The 18,866-nt window shown below is 68.6% G+C and carries 20 protein-coding genes; 7 read left to right on the top strand and 13 right to left on the bottom strand.

Translation table 11 applies throughout. The features are described from left to right. Positions 1-116 precede the first annotated feature (116 nt). The 4 genes from EXE63_RS26905 to EXE63_RS26890 all read left to right on the top strand — a co-directional run bounded on the left by EXE63_RS26905 (position 117) and on the right by EXE63_RS26890 (position 4,177). Positions 117-674 carry a GNAT family N-acetyltransferase gene (locus EXE63_RS26905; RefSeq protein ID WP_168145796.1) on the top strand — a complete coding sequence of 186 codons (558 nt, stop codon included), beginning with the start codon at positions 117-119 and terminating at the stop codon, positions 672-674. Between the two features lie 22 nt (positions 675-696). Further along, on the top strand, positions 697-1,368 hold the full coding sequence (locus tag EXE63_RS26900) for an LppM family (lipo)protein (RefSeq protein WP_168144462.1): 672 nt from the start codon (positions 697-699) through the stop codon (positions 1,366-1,368). A gap of 144 nt (positions 1,369-1,512) precedes the next feature. Further along, positions 1,513-2,598: a bifunctional (2E,6E)-farnesyl/geranyl diphosphate synthase gene (idsA2, locus tag EXE63_RS26895; RefSeq protein WP_168144461.1), complete on the top strand. Its 1,086-nt coding sequence runs from the start codon at positions 1,513-1,515 to the stop codon at positions 2,596-2,598. 4 nt (positions 2,599-2,602) lie between these two features. Further along, complete coding sequence (locus tag EXE63_RS26890; RefSeq protein ID WP_234904283.1) at positions 2,603-4,177, top strand: alpha-(1->6)-mannopyranosyltransferase A; 1,575 nt, start codon at positions 2,603-2,605, stop codon at positions 4,175-4,177. Here the strand turns inward: EXE63_RS26890 and EXE63_RS26885 are convergent. After that, positions 4,171-4,572 carry an Rv2175c family DNA-binding protein gene (locus EXE63_RS26885; RefSeq protein ID WP_264056590.1) on the bottom strand — a complete coding sequence of 134 codons (402 nt, stop codon included), beginning with the start codon at positions 4,570-4,572 and terminating at the stop codon, positions 4,171-4,173. The two genes, EXE63_RS26890 and EXE63_RS26885, sit on opposite strands and share 7 nt — an antisense overlap. Positions 4,573-4,609: 37 nt before the next feature. Between EXE63_RS26885 and EXE63_RS26880 the strand changes: the two genes are divergently transcribed. Then, on the top strand, positions 4,610-5,836 hold the full coding sequence (locus EXE63_RS26880; RefSeq protein WP_168144459.1) for a protein kinase domain-containing protein: 1,227 nt from the start codon (positions 4,610-4,612) through the stop codon (positions 5,834-5,836). Positions 5,837-5,876: 40 nt separating this feature from the next. Here EXE63_RS26880 and EXE63_RS26875 read toward each other — a convergent pair whose 3' ends face one another. Genes EXE63_RS26875 through EXE63_RS26865 form a run of 3 tightly spaced genes read right to left on the bottom strand, consistent with a single transcriptional unit; the run spans position 5,877 to position 8,676 of the window. Further along, positions 5,877-7,277, bottom strand: coding sequence for a class II 3-deoxy-7-phosphoheptulonate synthase (locus EXE63_RS26875; RefSeq protein ID WP_168144458.1), 1,401 nt, complete (start codon positions 7,275-7,277; stop codon positions 5,877-5,879). Between the two features lie 16 nt (positions 7,278-7,293). Further along, positions 7,294-7,806, bottom strand: a complete 513-nt coding sequence (locus tag EXE63_RS26870; protein WP_105365624.1) for a polyadenylate-specific 3'-exoribonuclease AS — start codon at positions 7,804-7,806, stop codon at positions 7,294-7,296. Positions 7,807-7,809: 3 nt separating this feature from the next. Further along, positions 7,810-8,676, bottom strand: a complete 867-nt coding sequence (locus tag EXE63_RS26865) for a hypothetical protein (RefSeq protein ID WP_168144457.1) — start codon at positions 8,674-8,676, stop codon at positions 7,810-7,812. Positions 8,677-8,771: 95 nt separating this feature from the next. Here EXE63_RS26865 and EXE63_RS26860 point away from each other — a divergent pair, with 95 nt between their 5' ends. Next, the gene (locus EXE63_RS26860; RefSeq protein ID WP_168144456.1) at positions 8,772-10,088 is read left to right on the top strand and encodes a glycosyltransferase 87 family protein; all 1,317 of its coding nucleotides are present in this window, start codon (positions 8,772-8,774) and stop codon (positions 10,086-10,088) included. Here EXE63_RS26860 and EXE63_RS26855 read toward each other — a convergent pair. From EXE63_RS26855 to EXE63_RS26835, 5 genes are all read right to left on the bottom strand, one after another. Next, positions 10,085-10,801 (bottom strand): lysophospholipid acyltransferase family protein, encoded by a 717-nt coding sequence (locus tag EXE63_RS26855; protein ID WP_168144455.1) that lies wholly within the window; start codon positions 10,799-10,801, stop codon positions 10,085-10,087. The genes EXE63_RS26860 and EXE63_RS26855 overlap by 4 nt on opposite strands. A gap of 90 nt (positions 10,802-10,891) precedes the next feature. After that, positions 10,892-11,251 carry a hypothetical protein gene (locus EXE63_RS26850; RefSeq protein ID WP_168144454.1) on the bottom strand — a complete coding sequence of 120 codons (360 nt, stop codon included), beginning with the start codon at positions 11,249-11,251 and terminating at the stop codon, positions 10,892-10,894. Continuing rightward, positions 11,248-12,522, bottom strand: coding sequence for an ArsA family ATPase (locus EXE63_RS26845; RefSeq protein ID WP_168145795.1), 1,275 nt, complete (start codon positions 12,520-12,522; stop codon positions 11,248-11,250). The genes EXE63_RS26850 and EXE63_RS26845 overlap by 4 nt, the downstream gene beginning before the upstream one ends. Before the next feature lies 1 nt (position 12,523). Beyond that, a complete protein-coding gene (locus EXE63_RS26840; RefSeq protein WP_168144453.1) occupies positions 12,524-12,961 on the bottom strand; it encodes an SRPBCC family protein in 438 nt (145 codons plus the stop codon). A gap of 57 nt (positions 12,962-13,018) precedes the next feature. After that, complete coding sequence (locus tag EXE63_RS26835; RefSeq protein ID WP_168144452.1) at positions 13,019-13,396, bottom strand: SRPBCC family protein; 378 nt, start codon at positions 13,394-13,396, stop codon at positions 13,019-13,021. A 109-nt stretch (positions 13,397-13,505) separates the two neighbouring features. On the opposite strand from EXE63_RS26835, the gene EXE63_RS26830 reads away from it, so the two are divergent. After that, a complete protein-coding gene (locus EXE63_RS26830; protein WP_168144451.1) occupies positions 13,506-15,305 on the top strand; it encodes an AMP-dependent synthetase/ligase in 1,800 nt (599 codons plus the stop codon). Positions 15,306-15,315: 10 nt separating this feature from the next. Here the strand turns inward: EXE63_RS26830 and EXE63_RS26825 are convergent, their stop codons facing one another. The 4 genes from EXE63_RS26825 to EXE63_RS26810 all read right to left on the bottom strand — a co-directional run bounded on the left by EXE63_RS26825 (position 15,316) and on the right by EXE63_RS26810 (position 18,859). After that, entirely contained in the window at positions 15,316-16,461 is a 1,146-nt protein-coding gene (locus EXE63_RS26825) for a glycosyltransferase family 4 protein (protein ID WP_168144450.1), read from the bottom strand. A 42-nt stretch (positions 16,462-16,503) separates the two neighbouring features. Further along, positions 16,504-17,247, bottom strand: coding sequence for a peptidase (locus EXE63_RS26820; RefSeq protein ID WP_210000032.1), 744 nt, complete (start codon positions 17,245-17,247; stop codon positions 16,504-16,506). A 38-nt stretch (positions 17,248-17,285) separates the two neighbouring features. Then, positions 17,286-18,422: a peptidoglycan hydrolase RipC gene (gene ripC, locus EXE63_RS26815; protein ID WP_168144449.1), complete on the bottom strand. Its 1,137-nt coding sequence runs from the start codon at positions 18,420-18,422 to the stop codon at positions 17,286-17,288. A gap of 164 nt (positions 18,423-18,586) precedes the next feature. Continuing rightward, positions 18,587-18,859 (bottom strand): hypothetical protein, encoded by a 273-nt coding sequence (locus EXE63_RS26810; protein ID WP_372513080.1) that lies wholly within the window; start codon positions 18,857-18,859, stop codon positions 18,587-18,589. Positions 18,860-18,866: the final 7 nt, after the last annotated feature.

Below are 18,866 nucleotides of genomic sequence, written 5' to 3'. Positions count from 1 at the left end.
TATGACGTACGGCACCAAAGTCGGTCATCACCTCACCCGCGCGACCACAACCCCGATCCGGGGCCCGATAATGAACCCCGACCGTGCGCACCGAACAAGACCGCGAAGGACACCCGTTGCCGACATATCTGGTGGATCTCTCGGCCGATGTGATGCGCCGGCGGCTACCCGAGGCGCTGAGCGTCTACGTCGAGGCGATGCACTATCCGCGCGGCACCGAAGAGCAGCGTGCGTCGATGTGGCTGGAGCACACGCGCAGGGTGGGCTGGAAAGCCGTCGCAGCGCTCGACGGCGCCGAACTGCTCGGCGTCGCTTACGGCTACAGCGGGGCACCCGATCAATGGTGGCAACAACAGGTCGTGCATGGCCTGCGCCGCATCGGCACCGATCCGGAGCGGGCAGAGGCGCTGCTCGGAGACTATTTCGAGCTCACCGAACTGCACATCCACCCACGCGCCCAGGGGCACGGCCTCGGTGAGGCGCTGGCCCGCCGGCTGCTCGCCGGGCGCACCGAGGCACACGTGCTGCTGTCCACACCGGAGATCAACGGTGAGGCCAACCGGGCCTGGCGGCTGTACCGCAGACTCGGGTTCGGCGATGTGATCCGCGACTACCACTTCGCCGGCGACCCCCGGGCCTTCGCCATCCTTGGCCGGTCGCTGCCCCTGGACTGACCGGGTCTGGCACGATTGCCAGGTGCATGCGCGCCCCCGCCGCCACCGGCTTCCCGCCCTGGTCCTGCTGCTGTTGATCCTCGTCCCGCTGGCCGTCGGATGTGTCCGGGTACGCGCCTCGATCACGGTGTCCCCCGATGACCGGGTGTCCGGTCAGATCGTCGCCGCCGCCATCCCGCGCGACGACGATGACAAGGGGCCGCAGTTGCTGAACTCCTTGCCGTTCAGCAACAAGGTGGCGGTCTCGCGGTACGAGCGCGGCGATTACGTCGGCTCCCAGGCGGTGTTCTCCGACCTGACCTTCGCCGAGTTGCCGCAGCTGGCGAACATGAACCGTGACGCCGCCGGGGTGGACATCTCCCTGCGGCGCGCCGGCAACCTGGTGATCCTGGAGGGACGGGTGGACCTCACCTCGGTGAGCGACCCCGAGGCCGACGTCTCGCTGAGTGTTTCCTTTCCCGGCGAGGTGACCTCCACCAATGGCGACCAGATATCCAGCGACGTCGTCGAATGGAAGCTCAAGCCCGGCGTCGTGACCACGATGAACGCCCAGGCCCGCTATACCGATCCCAGCGCGCGATCGTTCACCGGTGCGGCGATCTGGCTGGGCGTCGGATCGCTGATCGTGGCGGGCATCCTCGCCTCGGTCGCCTGGGTGAGCCGCGACCAGTCCCCGAAGATCGGCGCCGACTGACACGGGCCACCGCGCACATTTGGCCTGACGACCGCATAATTGCGTGGTTGTAGGCGTGCCTGACTGCCATGGGGCACCGGCGACGCTCTACGCTGAAGACGCTCGGGGGAGCAAATCGGGATCAGAAAGGGGCGACCGCTGAGCGTGTACACAGCGGCACCGTCGGCCGCCGAGTTGGTGAACGCCGTCGTCGAGCAGCTTCGGCAGTATCTGGCCGAACGCCGACGCGATTCCGCCTACATCGGTCCCGAGTACGCCGAGCTGACGGCGGCCCTCGAAGAATTCGTCCTCCGCGGCGGCAAACGCGTGCGACCCGCCTTCGCCTACTGGGGCTGGCGCGCGGTGGCCGGCGAAGACAGGCAGTCCGACGCACAGGCCCTGCGGCTCTTCTCCGCGCTGGAACTGCTGCACGCCTGCGCGCTGGCCCACGACGACGTCATCGATGCCTCGGCGACCCGCCGCGGACTTCCGACCGTGCACCGGCATTTCGCCGACCGGCACCGCACCAACAGCTGGCTCGGCTCGTCCGAGCAGTTCGGCCTGTCGGCCGCGATCCTGCTCGGTGACCTGTCCCTGGTGTGGGCCGATGACATCGTCGCGACCGCCGACCTGCCCGCCGACGCACACGTCCGGGTGCACAAGGTGTGGGCCGATATCCGCACCGAGGTCCTGGGCGGGCAATACCTCGACATCGTGGCGGAATCCAGCGGTGCGGACTCGGTGGCGTCGGCGATGAACGTCAACACCTACAAGACCGCCTCCTACACGGTCTCGCGCCCACTGCAGCTCGGAGCGGCCGCCGCGGCCGACCGGCCCGATGTGCAGGCCGTGTTCCACCAGATCGGCACCGACCTCGGCGTCGCCTTCCAGCTGCGCGATGACGTGCTCGGCGTTTTCGGCGATCCGCAGGTCACCGGGAAGCCGTCCGGTGACGACCTGCGTTCCGGCAAGCGCACGGTGTTGTTGGCCGAGGCGGTCGAACTCGCCGAACGCAGCGACCCGGCGGCGGCGAAGCTGCTGCGCGAGTCGATCGGCACCGAGTTGACCGACGTGGCCGTCAAAGAGGTGTGCATGGCCATCGAATCGGTCGGTGCGCTGGCCGCCGTGGAGAGCCGCATCGAAATGCTGAACCGCCGCGCCATCGAGACGCTCAACGAGGCCCAGATCGATCCGCAGGCCAAGATCGGCCTCGCCGAGCTGGCCAGTCTGGCGTCGAACCGGTCCGCCTGAGGAGATGACCACCCCGGCATCGGTCGAGTCCACGAGACGTGGTCTGCGCACGCAGCTTTCCCGCCTGCTGGTCTTCGCCGCATCGCCCGAGGCGCGGCCGGCCCGGCTGGGTTTTCTCGGCGCCGCGCTGATCACCGCCGGCGGTCTCGGCGCGGGCAGCACCCGCCTGCACGATCCGCTGCTGGAGTCCCTGCACATGTCCTGGCTGCGATTCGGCCACGGCCTGGTGCTGTCCTCGGTCCTGCTGTGGGGCGGTGTCGCGCTGATGCTGCTGGCCTGGATGTGGCTGGGCCGGCGCGTCGTCGATGGCACCGCGAGCCAGTACACGATGCTGGCGACCACCGGCTTCTGGTTGGCGCCGCTGCTGCTGAGCGCGCCGGTCTTCAGCCGCGACACCTATTCCTATCTGGCCCAGGGCGCACTGCTACGGGACGGTTTCGACCCCTACGTCGTGGGCCCGATCGAGAACCAGAACTCGCTGCTCGACGATGTGAGCCCGATCTGGACCACCACCACCGCCCCGTACGGACCGGCGTTCATCCTGGTGGCGAAGTTCGTCACGATGATCGTCGGCAACAATGTCGTCGAGGGCACCATGCTGCTGCGGCTGTGCATGCTGCCGGGGCTGGCCCTGCTGATCTGGGCGACGCCCCGGATCGCTCGCCATATCGGCGCCAACTCGGCTGCGGCCCTATGGATCTGCGTGCTGAATCCGCTGGTGATCATCCACCTCATGGGGGGCGTGCACAACGAGATGCTGATGGTCGGGCTGATGATGGCCGCCATCGCGCTGACCTTCGGTGGAAGACCGATCATCGGGGTGGGTTTCATCGCCACCGCGGTCGCGGTCAAGGCGACCGCGGGTATCGCCCTACCGTTCATGGTGTGGGTCTGGATGCGGCGACTGCGCGACACCCGCGGGTACCGTCCGGTGCCGGCCTTCGCCTTCGCGACCGCGGCGTCGGTGGCGATCTTCGGGGCGGTGTTCGCCGTGCTGTCCCTGCTGGCCGGGGTCGGCCTGGGTTGGCTGACCGCACTGGCCGGTTCGGTGAAGATCATCAACTGGCTCACCCTGCCCACCGCGACGGCCAACCTGATCAACGCCGTCGGCGGACTGGTCATGCCGGTCAATTTCTACGCGGTGCTCGAAGTCACCCGCATCATCGGAATCGCGATCATCGCGATCTCACTTCCGTTGTTGTGGTGGCGTTTCCGGCACACCGACCGCGATGCGCTGACCGGTATCACCCTGGCGCTCGGCGTGGTGGTGCTGTTCGTACCCGCCGCGCTGCCCTGGTACTACACCTGGCCGCTGGCGGTGCTCTCGACGCTGTGGCAGAGCCGCGCCGCGATCGCGCTGATCGCCGGCTTCTCGACATGGATCATGGTGATCTTCAAACCCGACGGCTCGCACGGCATGTACTCGTGGATTCACGTGGCGCTGGCCACGGCGTGTGCGGTGGCGGCCTGGTACTCGCTGTCGCGGGCCCCCGAGGAACCTGCGGTCAGTAGCGACCGGCATCCGGTCAGTAGCGACCGGCATCCGGTCAGTAGGCCACGACCGGTGCCCGGTCAGTAGGCCATAGCCTGCGCGCGCCGCAGCACCTCGCGGGCCTGATGGGAACGCAACGCGTCCACCGGCCTGGCGTTCTCCAGGCGTTCGGTGCTGCCGTCCCGGCTCAGCGTCAACGATGGATCCGGGGTGAACAACCAGCGCATCGCCTCGGTGACGTCGAAACCGCCGTCCTTGAGGACCACGAGCAGACCCGCAAGGGGCTTGACCACGGCGCCCTTCTCGTCGAAGAACACCTTCGGCACGACGAGGGAGCCATTGCGGCGCACCGCCATCAGGTGACCGTCGCGCAGATGCTGATGCACCTTGGTGACCGAGACGCCGAGAAGCTTCGACACCTCGGCCAGTTCGAGGACGATTTCGTCGGGGTCGAGGATGTCTTTGGCCGCCGGGATGCTCACCGCACAGATTCTAAGCGGAGTCATCGAGATCCGTACCATGACTTCGATGGAGACCTACCAGCGAGCCGACCCGCTCATCGGCGCCGCGCTGGAAGGGCGCTACCGGGTCGACGCCGTGATCGCCACCGGCGGGATGTCCACGGTGTACCGCGGCCTGGACACCCGGCTGGACCGGCCGGTCGCGCTCAAGGTGATGGACTCGCGCTATTCCGGGGATGTCCAGTTCCTCACCCGGTTCCAGCGCGAGGCCAAGGCGGTGGCGCGGCTCAAGGGTGACGGCCTGGTGGCGGTGTACGACCAGGGCGGCGGAGCCCCCGGCGACGAGCCGCCGTTTCTGGTGATGGAACTGGTCGATGGGGGCACCCTGCGTGAGCTGCTGCGCGAACGCGGGCCGATGCCGCCGCACGCGGTCGCCGCGGTGATGACGCCGATCTGCAAGGGGCTGGCCGTCGCACACGCCGCGGGGCTGGTGCACCGCGATGTGAAACCGGAGAACGTGCTGATCTCCGATGACGGCGAGGTCAAGATCGCCGATTTCGGCCTGGTGCGGGCCGTCGCCGAGGCCGGAATCACCTCTACCAGCGTCATTCTCGGCACCGCCGCGTACCTGTCCCCCGAGCAGGTCGGCTCCGGCGATGCGGACCCCCGCAGCGATGTGTACGCGGTGGGCATCCTGGCCTACGAACTGCTCACCGGGCGCACCCCGTTCACCGGGGACACCGCGCTGTCGGTGGCCTACCAGCGGATGGACAACGATGTGCCGCCGCCGAGTTCGGCCATCGCCGGGGTGCCCGCACAGTTCGACGAACTGATCCGCCGGGCCACCGAACGCGACCCGGCCGCCCGGTTCGCCGACGCCGCGGAACTGGGCGATGCGCTGGGCGAGGTGATCGACGAACTCGGGCTGCCCGCATTCCGGGTTCCGGCACCGAACCAGTCGGCCCAGCACCGCGCCGCCACCGAATTCCACAGCCGGATGCTGCAGGACCGCAGCACCGAGACGGTCCGCCAGCCGGACCCGCGCCGCGACACCAGGGTGTTCACGCCGGCCGAACTACCGATGCCGGCCGACCCCCTGCGAGACGAAGCCGAATATCACTCCGTCACAGGCCAATTCGCCGATATAGAACTCGAGCATTTCCACTGGGCCCGGCAGCGCAGCAAGCGGGTGCTGGCGGCCTGGGTGGTCATCGTGCTCATCCTGGCCGGACTGCTGGCGATGGGCGCCTGGACGCTGGGCAACAATCTGCCCAACCTCATCTGACCCCGGGTCGCTCCGCGCCGGCCCGCCGGATCCGATCTGACTAACCGCGCAGCATCTCCGCGACCAGGAACGCCAGCTCCAGGGACTGCTGGGTGTTCAGCCGCGGATCGCAGGCCGTCTCGTAGCGGCCGGCCAGATCGGAATCGGAGATGTCCTGTGCGCCACCGAGACATTCGGTGACGTTCTCACCGGTGATCTCGACATGGATACCGCCCGGGTGGGTGCCCAGCGCGTGGTGCACCTCGAAGAATCCCTGCACCTCGTCGACGATGCGGTCGAAGTGCCGGGTCTTGTAGCCGGTCGAGGACTCGTGGGTGTTGCCGTGCATCGGGTCGCACTGCCAGATCACCTGATGCCCGGAGGCCTGCACCTTCTCGATGATGGCCGGCAGCACGTCGCGCACCTTGCCGTTGCCCATCCGGCTGATCAGGGTCAGCCGGCCCGGTTCGTTGCGGGGGTCCAGCCGTTCCACGTATTCGACGGCCAGCTCCGGCGAGGTGGTCGGGCCGATCTTGATACCGATCGGGTTGGAGATCACCTCGGCCAGCGCCACATGGGCGCCGTCGATCTGCCGGGTGCGCTCACCGATCCACAGGTAGTGCGCGGACAGGTCGTAGAGCTTGGGCTCGTCGGTCGAGTCCGGCGCGGCACCGGAGTCCATCCGCAGCATCGCGCGCTCGTAGTCGAGCACCAGCGCCTCGTGGCTGGCGTAGATCTCGGCGGTGTCCAGGTTGCGGTCGTTGACCCCGCACGCCGTCATGAAGCGCAGCCCGCGGTCGATCTCACCGGCCAGCGCCTCGTACCGGGCCCCGGCGGGCGAGGTACGCACGAACTCGCGATTCCAGTCGTGCACCGCCTGCAGCGACGCCATCCCCGAGGAGGTCAGCGCACGAACGAGGTTCATCGCGGCACTGGCATTCGCGTACGCACGTACCAATCGGGACGGGTCGTGCTGGCGGACGGCGTCGTCGGGGGCGAACCCGTTGATCATGTCGCCGCGGTAGGACTTCAGGCCCAGCGCGTCGGTGTCCGAGGAGCGTGGCTTGGCGTACTGGCCCGCGATCCGGGCCACCTTGACCACCGGCATGCTGGCGCCGTAGGTCAGCACCACGGCCATCTGCAGCAGGGTCCGGATGTTGGCGCGGATATGCGGTTCGGTGTTGTCCACGAACGTCTCGGCGCAGTCGCCGCCCTGCAGCAGGAACGCCTCACCCCGGGCGACGGCGGCGAGCTGGGTCTTGAGCTTCTCGACCTCCGAGGGCACCGTCACCGGCGGGACGCTCTCCAGCACCGTGCGCATCGCCTTGGCCTGACCGGCATCCCAGCTGGGCTGCTGCAGCGCCGGCTTGGCCAGTGCGGAATCGAGGCGCTGGCGCAGGTCCTCGGGCAGTGGCGGGAGCGCGGGCAGCTGGTCGATGGGCACGTCGACGGTCCAGTTCACCGCTCCATGGTAGCCATCAGCGACCGGCGGCCCACCGGGCGTAGTCGTCGTCGTTCTCGGTCATGATCTGGAAGCGCCGCAGGTTGTGCTTGGCGTCGACGAGTGCGTCGTGGGTGTCGCGGGGGCGCGGCGGCATCCGCGGGCTGCCGCGCTCCTCCCAGTACTGCCGCAGCTCCCGGGTGAACCGGGGGATCTGCGGCGGCAGGCTGGTCATCGGCCCCCACAGTTGGCACAGCACCACATGGTCATAGGCCGCCACCCAGGCCCACAGTTCGATCGCCTCGTCACCGTCGATGCCGAAGAACTCCTCCAGGTCCTCCCGGATCTGCCTGCGTGAGCGCCACAGTTGCGATGACGGCGGCGGGAGTTTCGGCAGCACATGGGTGCGGACCCACTTGCCCGCCTGCTCCGGCGGGAATTCGTTGGACACCGCGTAATACTCGCGGCCGTCCTCGGCGGCCACCCCGATCGAGATGAGCTCGATGGTGCGACCGTTGTCGATGAATTCGGTGTCATAGAAAAAGCGCATGGATCAAGCAACTCCCTGGCTGGGGGCGGGCGGTGCCGGCGCGGCATGGATCTCGCGGTCCAGTTCCTCGTTGACCTTGGCATCGTCCGGGAAGTGCGGTTCGCCGGCGACCACGTGCTGCACCCATAACTTCGCCTGCACCACCGGCCGGCGCAACCTGCGTTCCCGTTCCAGCGCCGTGTGCATCTTGCGGGGTCGCGTCGTGTAGCGCCAGCGGGCCCACGGCGCGTGCGGCCGGGACAGCCGCAGCGCGCCGATGAACAGCAACGGGGTGATGAACATCCCCACCAGACCGGTCCACACCTTGCCCTTGAGCAGCACCACCACCGCCAGCGCCAGCGTCAGCACCGCCAGCACGATGACCAGCGCTCGGGCCGCCAGGGTGTCATCGGCCCGCCAGATGTTGATATCGAAGAAGGACAGCGGGTTGAACCCGAGGATGAGCAGGCCCGCCACGGCGATCGCCACGAACACCGCGTCCACCGAGGTCCGGCCGTCCTCGGCCCAATACACGTCCTGCAGGTGCAGGATCAGCGCGAACTCGTCGAGCACCAATGCCGCCCCGATACCGAAAAAGATTGCGGCGACCGTGAACTCCGCGACCCCTCCGCTGACCGCCAGCGTCACCATGGCCACCCCGGACACCATCACCAGCACGACGCCGATCACCACATGGTGCAGGTGAACGCCGCCGCCGACGGACATGTTGCGCGGTTGCCACCATTTGCGCGGCGCGTCGGTGCCGGGGTGGCTGCGGATGTAGCGGACGATCAGACGGGTCACGAAGAACGTCAGGATGAAAGCGATCAGGCAGCACAGTAGTGGTAGGCGGTCCCCGGTGATGAAGTCCAGCTGGACGTTCAGATGCACGGTCGAGAAGATACGCCGGTCGGTACCGGCTCTGCGGCATCGGCCGCCGTGTGCCGTCCATCGCGTCGCCGGCCCCCGATAGGCTGGTCGGCGAAATGAGGATTCGGTGGACGCCCGACGGGCCGGCTGGGCCATCTGCCATCGGGCGGGCCGGGCCCGGCCATGTGCTGCTGTGGCGGCTGTTCCAGCTGGCCACGCTGGGCTTGCTGGCCTGGGCGGGGTGGCGACTGCTCGGCCACGCCATCTATCGCATCGATATCGACGTGTACCGGATGGGTGGACGCGCCTGGCTGGACGGCACGGAACTCTACAACGACGCCACCGTCTTCCAGACCCAGGCCGGGCTGGACCTGCCGTTCACCTATCCCCCGCTGGCCGCCGTCGCGTTCGCCCCGTTCGCCTGGCTGTCACTGCCCGCGGCCGGCGCCGCGATCACCCTGACCACCCTGGTGCTGCTCATCGTCTCGACGCACATCGTGCTGACCCGGCTGCGGGTGTGGGACACGTCGTCGTTGCGGACGCCGGCCTGGGCGCGCCGCGGCTGGCTGGCCGCCGCGCTGGTGGCCCCCGCGGTGATCTTCGTGGAACCGATCCGGGCCAACTTCGAGTTCGGCCAGATCAACGTGGTGCTGATGACCCTGGTGATCGCCGACTGCGTGCCGCGCCGCACACCGTGGCCGCGCGGCCTGCTGCTGGGCCTGGCCATCGCCGTCAAGCTGACACCGGCGGTCTTCCTGCTGTATTTCCTGCTGCGCCGCGATGTGCGGGCGCTGCTGGTGACCACGGCCTCGGCGCTGGCAGCCACCCTGCTCGGGTTCGCCCTGGCCTGGCGCGACTCCTGGGTGTACTGGTTCGAGACGTTGCGCGACACCGACCGCATCGGGTCCGCCACCCTGAACACCAACCAGAACATCTCCGGCATGCTGGCCCGGCTCGGCGCCGGTGAGGACGCCCGCTTCGGGCTGTGGGTCGTGTTGTGCTTCGCGGTGCTGGGGCTCACCGTCTGGGCGGTGCTGCGACTGCTGCGCGCCGGCCCCGAGAGCGACGAGGCGGTGCTGGCGGTGATCTGCGTGGCGATGTTCGGCCTCGTGGTGTCCCCGGTGTCGTGGTCACATCACTGGGTATGGGCGCTGCCCACCGTGGTGGTGACCGTGGTGGTGGGACTGCGCCGTCACCATCTGGTGCTGGAGCTGGCCGGCCTGGCGGGTCTGGCGCTGACGATCTGGACGCCGATCACCCTGATGCCCGAGCATCAGGAGACCGCGGCCGCACTGTGGCGCCGACTGGCCGGCGGCTCGTACCTGTGGTGGGCGCTCGCGGTGATCATCGCGGCGGGCACCGTGCCCGCGGCGGCGGCCGCCGTCGAGGGCGACCAACCCGCTGACCCGCTGCCCGCGGCGAAGACGCCCTAACCGGCCTTCGCGGTGACCGCGGCCGGGGCCTTGGCCTCTTCGGCCGCCAGCTTGAGATCGGCGGCGTACAGGTCGACGTACTCCTGACCACCGAGACGCATCAGCTCGTACATCACCTCGTCGATGACGGCGCGCTCGATGAACCGGTTACCGGCCAATCCCTCGAACCGGCTGAAATCCATCGGCTTGCCGAAACGGACCTCGACGCGGCCGAAATGCCACATCTTGCTGCCGGGCGGGTTGACGACGTTGGTCCCGATCATCGCGACGGGAATCACCGGGACACCGCTCTCCAGGGCGACCCGGGCCAGGCCGGTCTTGCCCTTGTACAGCCGGCCGTCCGGCGAACGGGTTCCCTCGGGGTACATCCCGAGCAATTTGCCCTCGCCGAGAATTCGCTGTGCCGTCGTCAGCGCAGCGAGCGCGGAGTCGGCATCGGTGCGGTCGATCGGCACCTGGCCGGTCGAGGAGTAGAAGAACTTGGTCAGCTTGCCCTTGAGGCCGGTGCCGGTGAAGTACTCGGCCTTAGCCAGGAAGGTGATGCGGCGCTTGAGCACCAGCGGCAAATAGAAGCTGTCCGCGACGGCCAGGTGATTACTGGCCAGGATCACCGCACCGGAATCCGGAACATATTCCAGCCCTTGCACTTTCGGCCGACCCAGCAGCGACAGCAACGGGCCCATCAAGATGTACTTGTAGAACCAGAACCACATGGACCCTCCTGCAACGTCGCCCGGTTCCGAGACCGGGCCGGACGGGGACAACTGTACCCAGGCTGCGTGAGTGCGACCACACGTGATCCGTCAGTCGTCCAACGTCACCGGGATCTGCTCGTAGCGGCTGAATCCGTTGGGCGGCCGATCGCCCTCGGCGGGCGGCGGCGGAGGTGGTGGGGGCGGCTCCGGATCGCCGACCATCGCGCGGACCACCGTCAGCAGCGCCACGCTGTGCTCGGCGATCACCGACAGCAGCGGATGCTGTTCGCCGTTCACCAGCGCGGCCAGCGCGCAGACCGGGCACCACACCTGCTGACACGGCCCGGGCCCGGCACCCTCGGCGCCGGCACGTGCGGCCGCCAGCCGCACCGCCGGATCGAGCTTGTCCAGGATCGCCTGGGCCAGTTGCCGCAGTTCCGGCGGGATGTCGGAGTGTTGCCCGCTCACTTCGGCCACACCTCCGGATTCGGTCTGAAACGTACCGTCAACTCCCCGCCCCGGAACTGCGCGCCGATCACGCTGCAGCGGCGCAGCACCGAGGCCAATCGAACCCGCCGCCGCATGCCGCCGGAGCCGATGATGAGGTCATCGTCGACCCGGCCGAGTGTCAACGCACCGGGGTCGACCTGCGGCAACTCTATCCGCATCCGGTACACCGTATCGAGGCCGGTTCCGGATTCGCGATCCACCACCGGGCGCAGTGGCCCGGGCGGCGGCGATCCGTCCCGCAGCCGGGCGGCATCCAGGAGTTCCCCGAGCGCCTTGGGTCCGATCGGCTCTCCCGCCAGATGCGGCACCAGCACCAGCTTCACATCGCCGATGGCCGCGTCCAGCTCGTCGAGCACTGCCTGCTGCTCGGCGATCCGCTCGGAATACCAGTCGAATGCCGGGTGGGCCGGCAGGTTCCGATACTCGAATGAATCGTCCTGCACCAGAATCTGGTTGACCAGCAGCTCGGCGACGGGCACGCCCATCAGCGCCAGCGAGCCGAGGGTACGGGCCGCCTCGGCGGCGACCACCCGCTCGGCCGTGAGCACCAGATGCGCGCTCACCCGCGAGGCGTCGGCAAGCAGCGCCGACAGGCTCTCGGTGCCGTCGGCGATCCGCTCCACCCACATCACCGCGGCGGCCGAGGCCGGGTCGGCGGCCGGCTGCGCGAGGCGGCGGTGCCGCGGCCAGGCCCGCTCCAGGTAGAGGCCGAAGGTCGCGGGCAGGGTGAGCATCCGCAACGCATCGGCGGTAGAGGCGCAGTCCACCACCACGTGGTCCCATTGGCCGGAGTCTGCGAGCTCGCCGACCTCATGCAGCCCGAGCACCTCCTGGACGCCGGGTAGCGCCGAAAGCTCTTCAGGAGCAACGGTTCCCAGATCTGACAGCGGGTACTTCTGCTCCAAGACACCGGCGATGTCACGCCAGCGTGTCTCCAGCAGCGCCAGGGTGTCCAGGGCCAGCGCGTCCAGGAAACCGCCCCCGCCGTCGCCGGTCCCGGTGTCCAGGTCGGCCAGCACCCTGGTCGGCTCGCGCCGCCCCGTCGGGACGATGCTGACACCCAGCACATCGCCGGTGGAATGGGCCTGGTCGGTGGACACGATGAGCACCCGCAGACCGCTGCGCGCATGACGCACAGCGGTGGCGGTGGCCAACGTGGACTTGCCTACCCCACCCTTGCCGACGAACAGGCTGACCCGGGCGGGCGCGGGTGAATTCTCCGCACTCAGATCACTGCACCTCGACTCGCTTCTTGAGATCCTTCAGCGCGGTGTCGGTGAGCCGGCGTTCCGCCTTGCGCTTGAGCAGCCCGATCATCGGGATGACCAGGTCGACGGAGAGTTCATAGGTCACATCAGTACCGGAACCCTTGGGCGACAACCGATACGCGCCCTGCAGCGCCTTCAACAGAGAACTGGAGACCAGAGTCCAGGTGACGGACTGACGGTCGGCGGGCCAGACATAGGACAGCACCATCGTGTCCTTGAGCACCGCGGCGTCCAGCACCAGCCGGGCCGTCTTCGGGTTCCCCGCGCCGTCGGTGTCGAGCACCTCGGTTTCCTTGTATTCGGCCACCCATTCCGGGTAAGAGCCGATATCGGCGATCACGTCCATCACCGTCGAGGGATCAGCCTCGATGTAAATCGTCTGCGCCGTCTTCTCCGCCACGCCCAGAAATCTACCCTCACCGCACCAGGCCCGGCTCCCCGTCGCACGCCGATCGCATCAGGCCAGGCGGGAGACCCCCACGGGGCGCTGCGCCTCCAGGCGGGTCTTGATCTCGAAGGCCATCCTCTTGCCCGCCACCCGGCGGCTGTGGTTGAGCTTTGCCAGATCGAGCTGCGCGCGGCCACCGGACGGCTCGGCATGCAGGAAGTAGTGCAGGATGACGCCGTCCATCATCGTCTCCAGCCACACCTCCATGGTGCCGGTCACACCGCCCGCCACGGTCCAGCGCTGGCCTGCCGGACCCCGATCCTCGACCACCGTGAGCCGCAGATCAGGCCACCAGCGCCGCCAGCTGGCCGGGTCGGCGACAGCCCGCCCGACATCGGCCGGGTCGGCGCACACAAAGGTCTCATCGGCGATCTGCACGCTGTTCATCGCCCAATAGCTTCACACATCCGAAAGGCAACACTGTGACCTGGCCGACGTGCGGCCTATTAGGCTTACTCGCCAGTAACCCGTAACCAGGACCCGAGGGGCCAAGATCGTGCGTGAGTTCACCGTTCCGGCATCGTTCGAGATCGCCGAGTATGACACCGTCGTCAGCTCGGTCTATGCACATGAACGCGAGGATCCCGACCAGGTGATCTTCCAGCGTCTGGTCGACGGCGCCTGGACCGATGTCACCTGCGCCCAGGCGGCAGCCCAGATCCGTTCGGCGGCTTTGGGTTTGATCGCCCACGGCGTTCAGGCCGGCGACCGGGTCGCCCTCCTGTCGGCAACCCGCTACGAATGGCCGATCTTCGACTTCGCGATCCTGTCTATCGGCGCCGTCACCGTCCCGATCTACGAGACATCGGCCCCCGAGCAGATCCGGCACGTGCTCAACGATTCGGGCGCGGTCCTGGTGATCGCCGAGACCGATGCCCACGCCGACCGGGTCGAACAACTGACCGACCAGCTGCCCGACGTGCGTGCGGTGCTGCGCATCGAGAGCAGCACTGCCGAGCCCGCCCTCGACGTGCTGGCCAAGGCCGGGCAGACCAAGGACGCCGCTGCCCTCGAAGCCCGGGTCGGGGCCATCAAGTCGACCGATCCCGCGACGCTGATCTACACCTCGGGCACCACCGGCCTGCCCAAGGGCTGCCAGCTCACCCATTCCAACCTGCTCTACGAGATCCGCGGCGCCAAGGCGGCCTTCCCGACGCTGCTGCGCAAGGGTGAGCGGCTGCTGGTGTTTCTGCCCCTGGCGCACGTGCTGGCCCGGGCGATCACCATCGGCGCGTTCGCCAACAAGGTCACCCTCGGCTTCACCAGCGACATCAAGAACCTGGTGCCCGCCCTCGGGGTGTTCAAACCGACGCTGGTGGTGTCGGTGCCGCGGGTCTTCGAGAAGGTGTACAACACCGCCGAGCAGAACGCGCGCAACGACGGCAAGGGCCGCATCTTCGAGATCGCCGCCGACACCGCCATCGAGTTCAGCAAGGCTCAGGACGGGAACGGCCCCGGTCTGGTCCTGAAGCTCAAGCACGCGCTGTTCGACAAGCTGGTCTATGGCAAGCTGCGGGCCGCGCTCGGCGGCAACTGCCGTGCCGCGATCTCCGGTGGCGCACCGCTGGGTGCCCGGCTCGGGCACTTCTACCGCGGGGTCGGACTGACCATCTACGAGGGCTACGGACTGACCGAGAGCAGCGCCGCCGTCACCGCCAACCAGGTGGGCGCGGTCAAGGTCGGTTCGGTCGGAAAGTTGTTGCCCGGCAACAGCATGCGGCTCGCCGATGATGATGAGCTGCTGCTGCGCGGCGGTGTGGTGTTCGGCGGCTACTGGCGCAACGAACAGGCCACCGCGGATGCGTTCACCGACGGTTGGTTCCACACCGGCGACCTCGGCGCGATCGATGCCGACGGTTTCCTGACGATCATCGGCCGCAAGAAGGAGATCATCGTCACCGCGGGCGGCAAGAACGTCGCCCCGGCCGTGCTGGAGGACCGGCTGCGCGCGCATCCGCTGATCAGCCAGGCGATGGCGGTCGGCGACGCTCAGCCGTTCATCGCCGCGCTGATCACCATCGACCCCGAGGCCTTCGTCGGCTGGAAACAGCGCAACGGCAAGGCCGAGTCGGCGTCGGTGGCGGATCTGACCGAAGACCCGGAGCTGAAGGGCGAGGTCGAGCTGGCGGTCAAGGAGGCCAACCAGGCGGTGTCCAAGGCCGAGGCGATCCGCACGTTCCGGATCCTGCCGGTCGACTTCACCGAGGACACCGGTGAGCTGACGCCGACGCTGAAGGTCAAGCGCAAGGTGGTCGCCGAGAAGTTCGCCGACCAGATCGCGGCGATCTACGCCTGATCCCCTGGCATCAGGGTGTCAGCAGTCGCTGCAGTCGCGTGCCCTGGGTACGCCACTGCCAGTTCTGCACGACCCAGTCCCGCCCCGCCGCCCCCATCCGGGTGGCGGTGGCGGGGTCGGCGAGCAGATCGCTGACCGCCGTGGCGATGGCGTCGACATCGGTGCCGTCGACCACCCAACCGGTCTCACCGTCTCGCACCGTCTCCGGGGCGCCGCCGGAGCGGCCCGCCACCACCGGCACGCCGGATGCCGAGGCCTCCAGGAACACGATGCCCAGGCCCTCGACGTCCAGACCCGCGCCGCGGGTGCGGCATGGCATGGCGAAGACATCGGCCATGGCGTGGTGGGCCGGTAGCTCCGCGCCGGGGACGGCGCCGGTGAACAGCACATCGTCGGCGACGCCCGAACGCTGCGCGAGCTTCTCCAGGTTCTCCCGATACGGTCCACCGCCTACGATCACCAGGGCCGCGCCGGGCACCCGCCGCCGGATCCGGCCGAACGCGCGGATCAACATGTCCTGGCCCTTGCGCGGTACCAGCCGGGACAGGCACAACACCACCGGCCGGTCCCCCAGCCCGTAGCGGGCGCGTAGTTGCGCACGCGAGACGGTATCGGGCGCGAAGCGGTCGATGTCGACCCCGGGTGACAGTCGCTCCAGGCGCGCCCGCGGGCCGAATGCCGATGCGAACCGGCCCCGGGTATAGCCGCTGACATAGGTGACGACGTCGGCGTCGTCGCCGATGCGGCGCAGCGCATTGCGCGCCAGCGGCAACATCGACCAGCCGACCTCATGGCCGTGCGTGCTGGCCACCACCCGGGTCGCCCCGGCACGCCGGGCCAGCGGTGACAGCAACGCCAGCGGGGCGGCCGCGCCGAACCACACCGTCTCGATGCCGTGCTCGGCGATCAGGGCGCGCATCCGGCCCGCGACCGTCGGCTCGGGCACCATCAGGGTGCTGTGGTGTCGCACCACCCGGTAGCCAGATGCCTCGGCGGCCGCCTTGTCGTAATCAGCGGCGCCCTTCCACGAGGGCGCGTACACGGTCAGCTCGTGGCCACCCGTCGCGGTCAGTTCCCCGACGAAGGCCTCCAGGTACGACTGGATGCCGCCGCGGCGCGGGGGGAAGTCGTTGGTCACCAACAACACCCGTGTCATCGTTCTCCTCACTACCGGCACCGCCGATACCGACCGGCAACGCTATCCGGTCATCCACCGGCGCCACTGCGCCAGCACCTCATCGAGGTCCGCGTGCAGTGTCTCGCGAACGGCGGTGGCCGGGTCGGGATGGCCGGGACCGCATGCCCGCAGATACAGCGCACGCAATGTCTGAGGGCCGTACCGCTGCGCCACGTAGCGGCTGAACCACCAGGCCCGGTCGTAGGCCAGCGAGCGTGCCGGTCCCTCGGTCTGCAGGTCGGCGTCCTCGGGCAACCGGGCGAGCAGATCGGCCTGTGCGGGCCCGGGTGGGCCCGGCGCCGGCCGGCCGACGTAGTCGGCGACACCCTCGGTGACCCAGAGCGGCGCATCGGCGACCGTGTGCGGGCGGGCCGCGTAGTGGAACAGTTCGTGGCGCACCACGATCCGTAGCGCGGTGTCACTCATGGCTGCCGCGCCCGGCGCGAATACCATGCCGTCGGCGGTGGTGGCCGCGGCGATATCGGGGCTGCCGTGGGCCAGTACCCGGAACTGTTCGTCGGATTCGGTCACCACGACCACGATCTCGCGCGGCCAGTCCGGGCCCCAGAACGCGGTGACGGCGGCGGCCGCGCCGGGCAGTTCGGCGCCGATCCGCTCGATCATCGGCGCGCTGCGCACACCGCCGAGCCCGCGCAACTGCGCGGTGCGCCCGTCGGGCAGCGAGATGCTGGTCGTCGCGGCAGTACTCGACGTCGGACTCGGTTCCGGCGGCGCAGGCGGTGATTCAGCCTGGCACCCGGACAACAGGACCGCGGCGGTCAGCGCGCCGCACAGTGCGTGTCTCAGTACCGACGCACGTTGTAGATCGGTGCGTTGTTGACCGGGGCCACCACCACGGGCTTGCCGAAGGTGGAGGCGTGCACCATCATGCCGTCACCGATGTAGATGCCGACGTGCGAGGCGTCCGAGTAGTAGGACACGACGTCGCCGGGCTGCATCTGATCGGTCGAGACCGCCTGGCCACCGGCGGCCTGCGCGTAGCTGGAGTGCGGCAGCGAGACACCGGCCTGCTGGAAGGCCCACTTCACCAGACCGGAGCAGTCGAACGCGCCGGGGCCTTCGGCACCCCACGAATAGGGCGAACCGATCCGGGTCAGTGCGGCCTGCACGGCCACCACGGCCGGGCCCGAGCCGGGTGCGGCGGCGGGCGGCGGCGCGACATCGCCCGGCGGGATACCTGCGGGCGGGGCGGCCAGCACGCCGGGGTCGTTGTTCGGCAAAGCCTCCGGAGCCGGCACCGGGACCGAAGCCGGCACCGGCGGGATGGCGGCCAGCGCCTCGCGCTGGGCCGGGGTCAGCACCTCGTACTGCGACTTGACGACGGCGATCTCGACCTGCAGCTTGCTTTGCTTGGATTGCAGGTCCGCACGCACCGCGGCGGCCTGCTCGGCGGCGGTCTTGGCGTTGGCGGCGGACTGGGCCGAGGCCGATTCGGCCTGCGCGGCCCGCACGTTGGTGTTCCGGAAGTTCTGCATCTGCGCCGACATCTCGGTAGCCATCACGCGCTGCACGGCCAGCTGATCGATCAGCACCTGCGGCGAGCTCGCGGTGAGCATGGAATCCAGGCCATCGGTGCGGCCGCCCATGTACTGGGCGGCGGCGATCTTGTCGACGGAGGTCTGGAATTTTGCGAGATCGGCCTTGGCCGCCTCGACCGCCGCGATATCGGCGGCGTGCTTTTCTTCGGCGGCACGCTGCGCGACCAGCTTGGTGTCGAGATCGAGCTGGGCGGCGTGCATGTTCTCGGTGGCGATCTCGGCCTGATGCGACAACTCGTTCAGCTTTGCCAGTGCATCGTCGGCCGGGTCGGCCTGCACGCCGGAGGCGAGGATCCCGCCGAACACGGTCAGGGCCGCTAACGCACCGATCAGGGGTCGCCGGACGCCACTCTTACGTCGGTGTGTGCGATCAGGCCTCAAGATATTGCGTCCTTACAACTGCGATTCAGCCGCGACGAACTTCTGTTAGGTCTCGAATAGGTTACGAAACGGCATCGGGCTTGTCCAACGGAAGACGTGAACCTAACAGGCGACCGGGATTAAATTCGGACTTACCGGCGTTGCCGGAGGTCACTCGCGTGTCCTCACGCCACACCAGTTCTACCATCCGGGCGCTCATGCCGATGGATCGGAACGAGCCGTAACCGGGGCGCCAGCCCGACCTCGGCGAGCACCGCGAGTGCTTCACGCTCGTCGTCCAGCAAAGTCTCCGGCACGCCGAGCAGAACACTCACCACGCAATCCTGGCAGCCCGGACCGCGCACCGCGCAGTCATCACAGTCGATCACCACCGAGCCGGTGTCCAGCGCGTGATCGGGCTCTTCCATCGCACGTTCGTTCATCGGGCCTTGATTCATGTTTCGC

This window comes from Mycolicibacterium frederiksbergense, assembly GCF_012223425.1.
GTDB classification, from domain to species: Bacteria; Actinomycetota; Actinomycetes; order Mycobacteriales; family Mycobacteriaceae; genus Mycobacterium; species Mycobacterium frederiksbergense.
The sequence above is the reverse complement of the archived record's forward strand: the minus strand, read 5'-3'. Positions and strand labels throughout refer to the sequence as shown.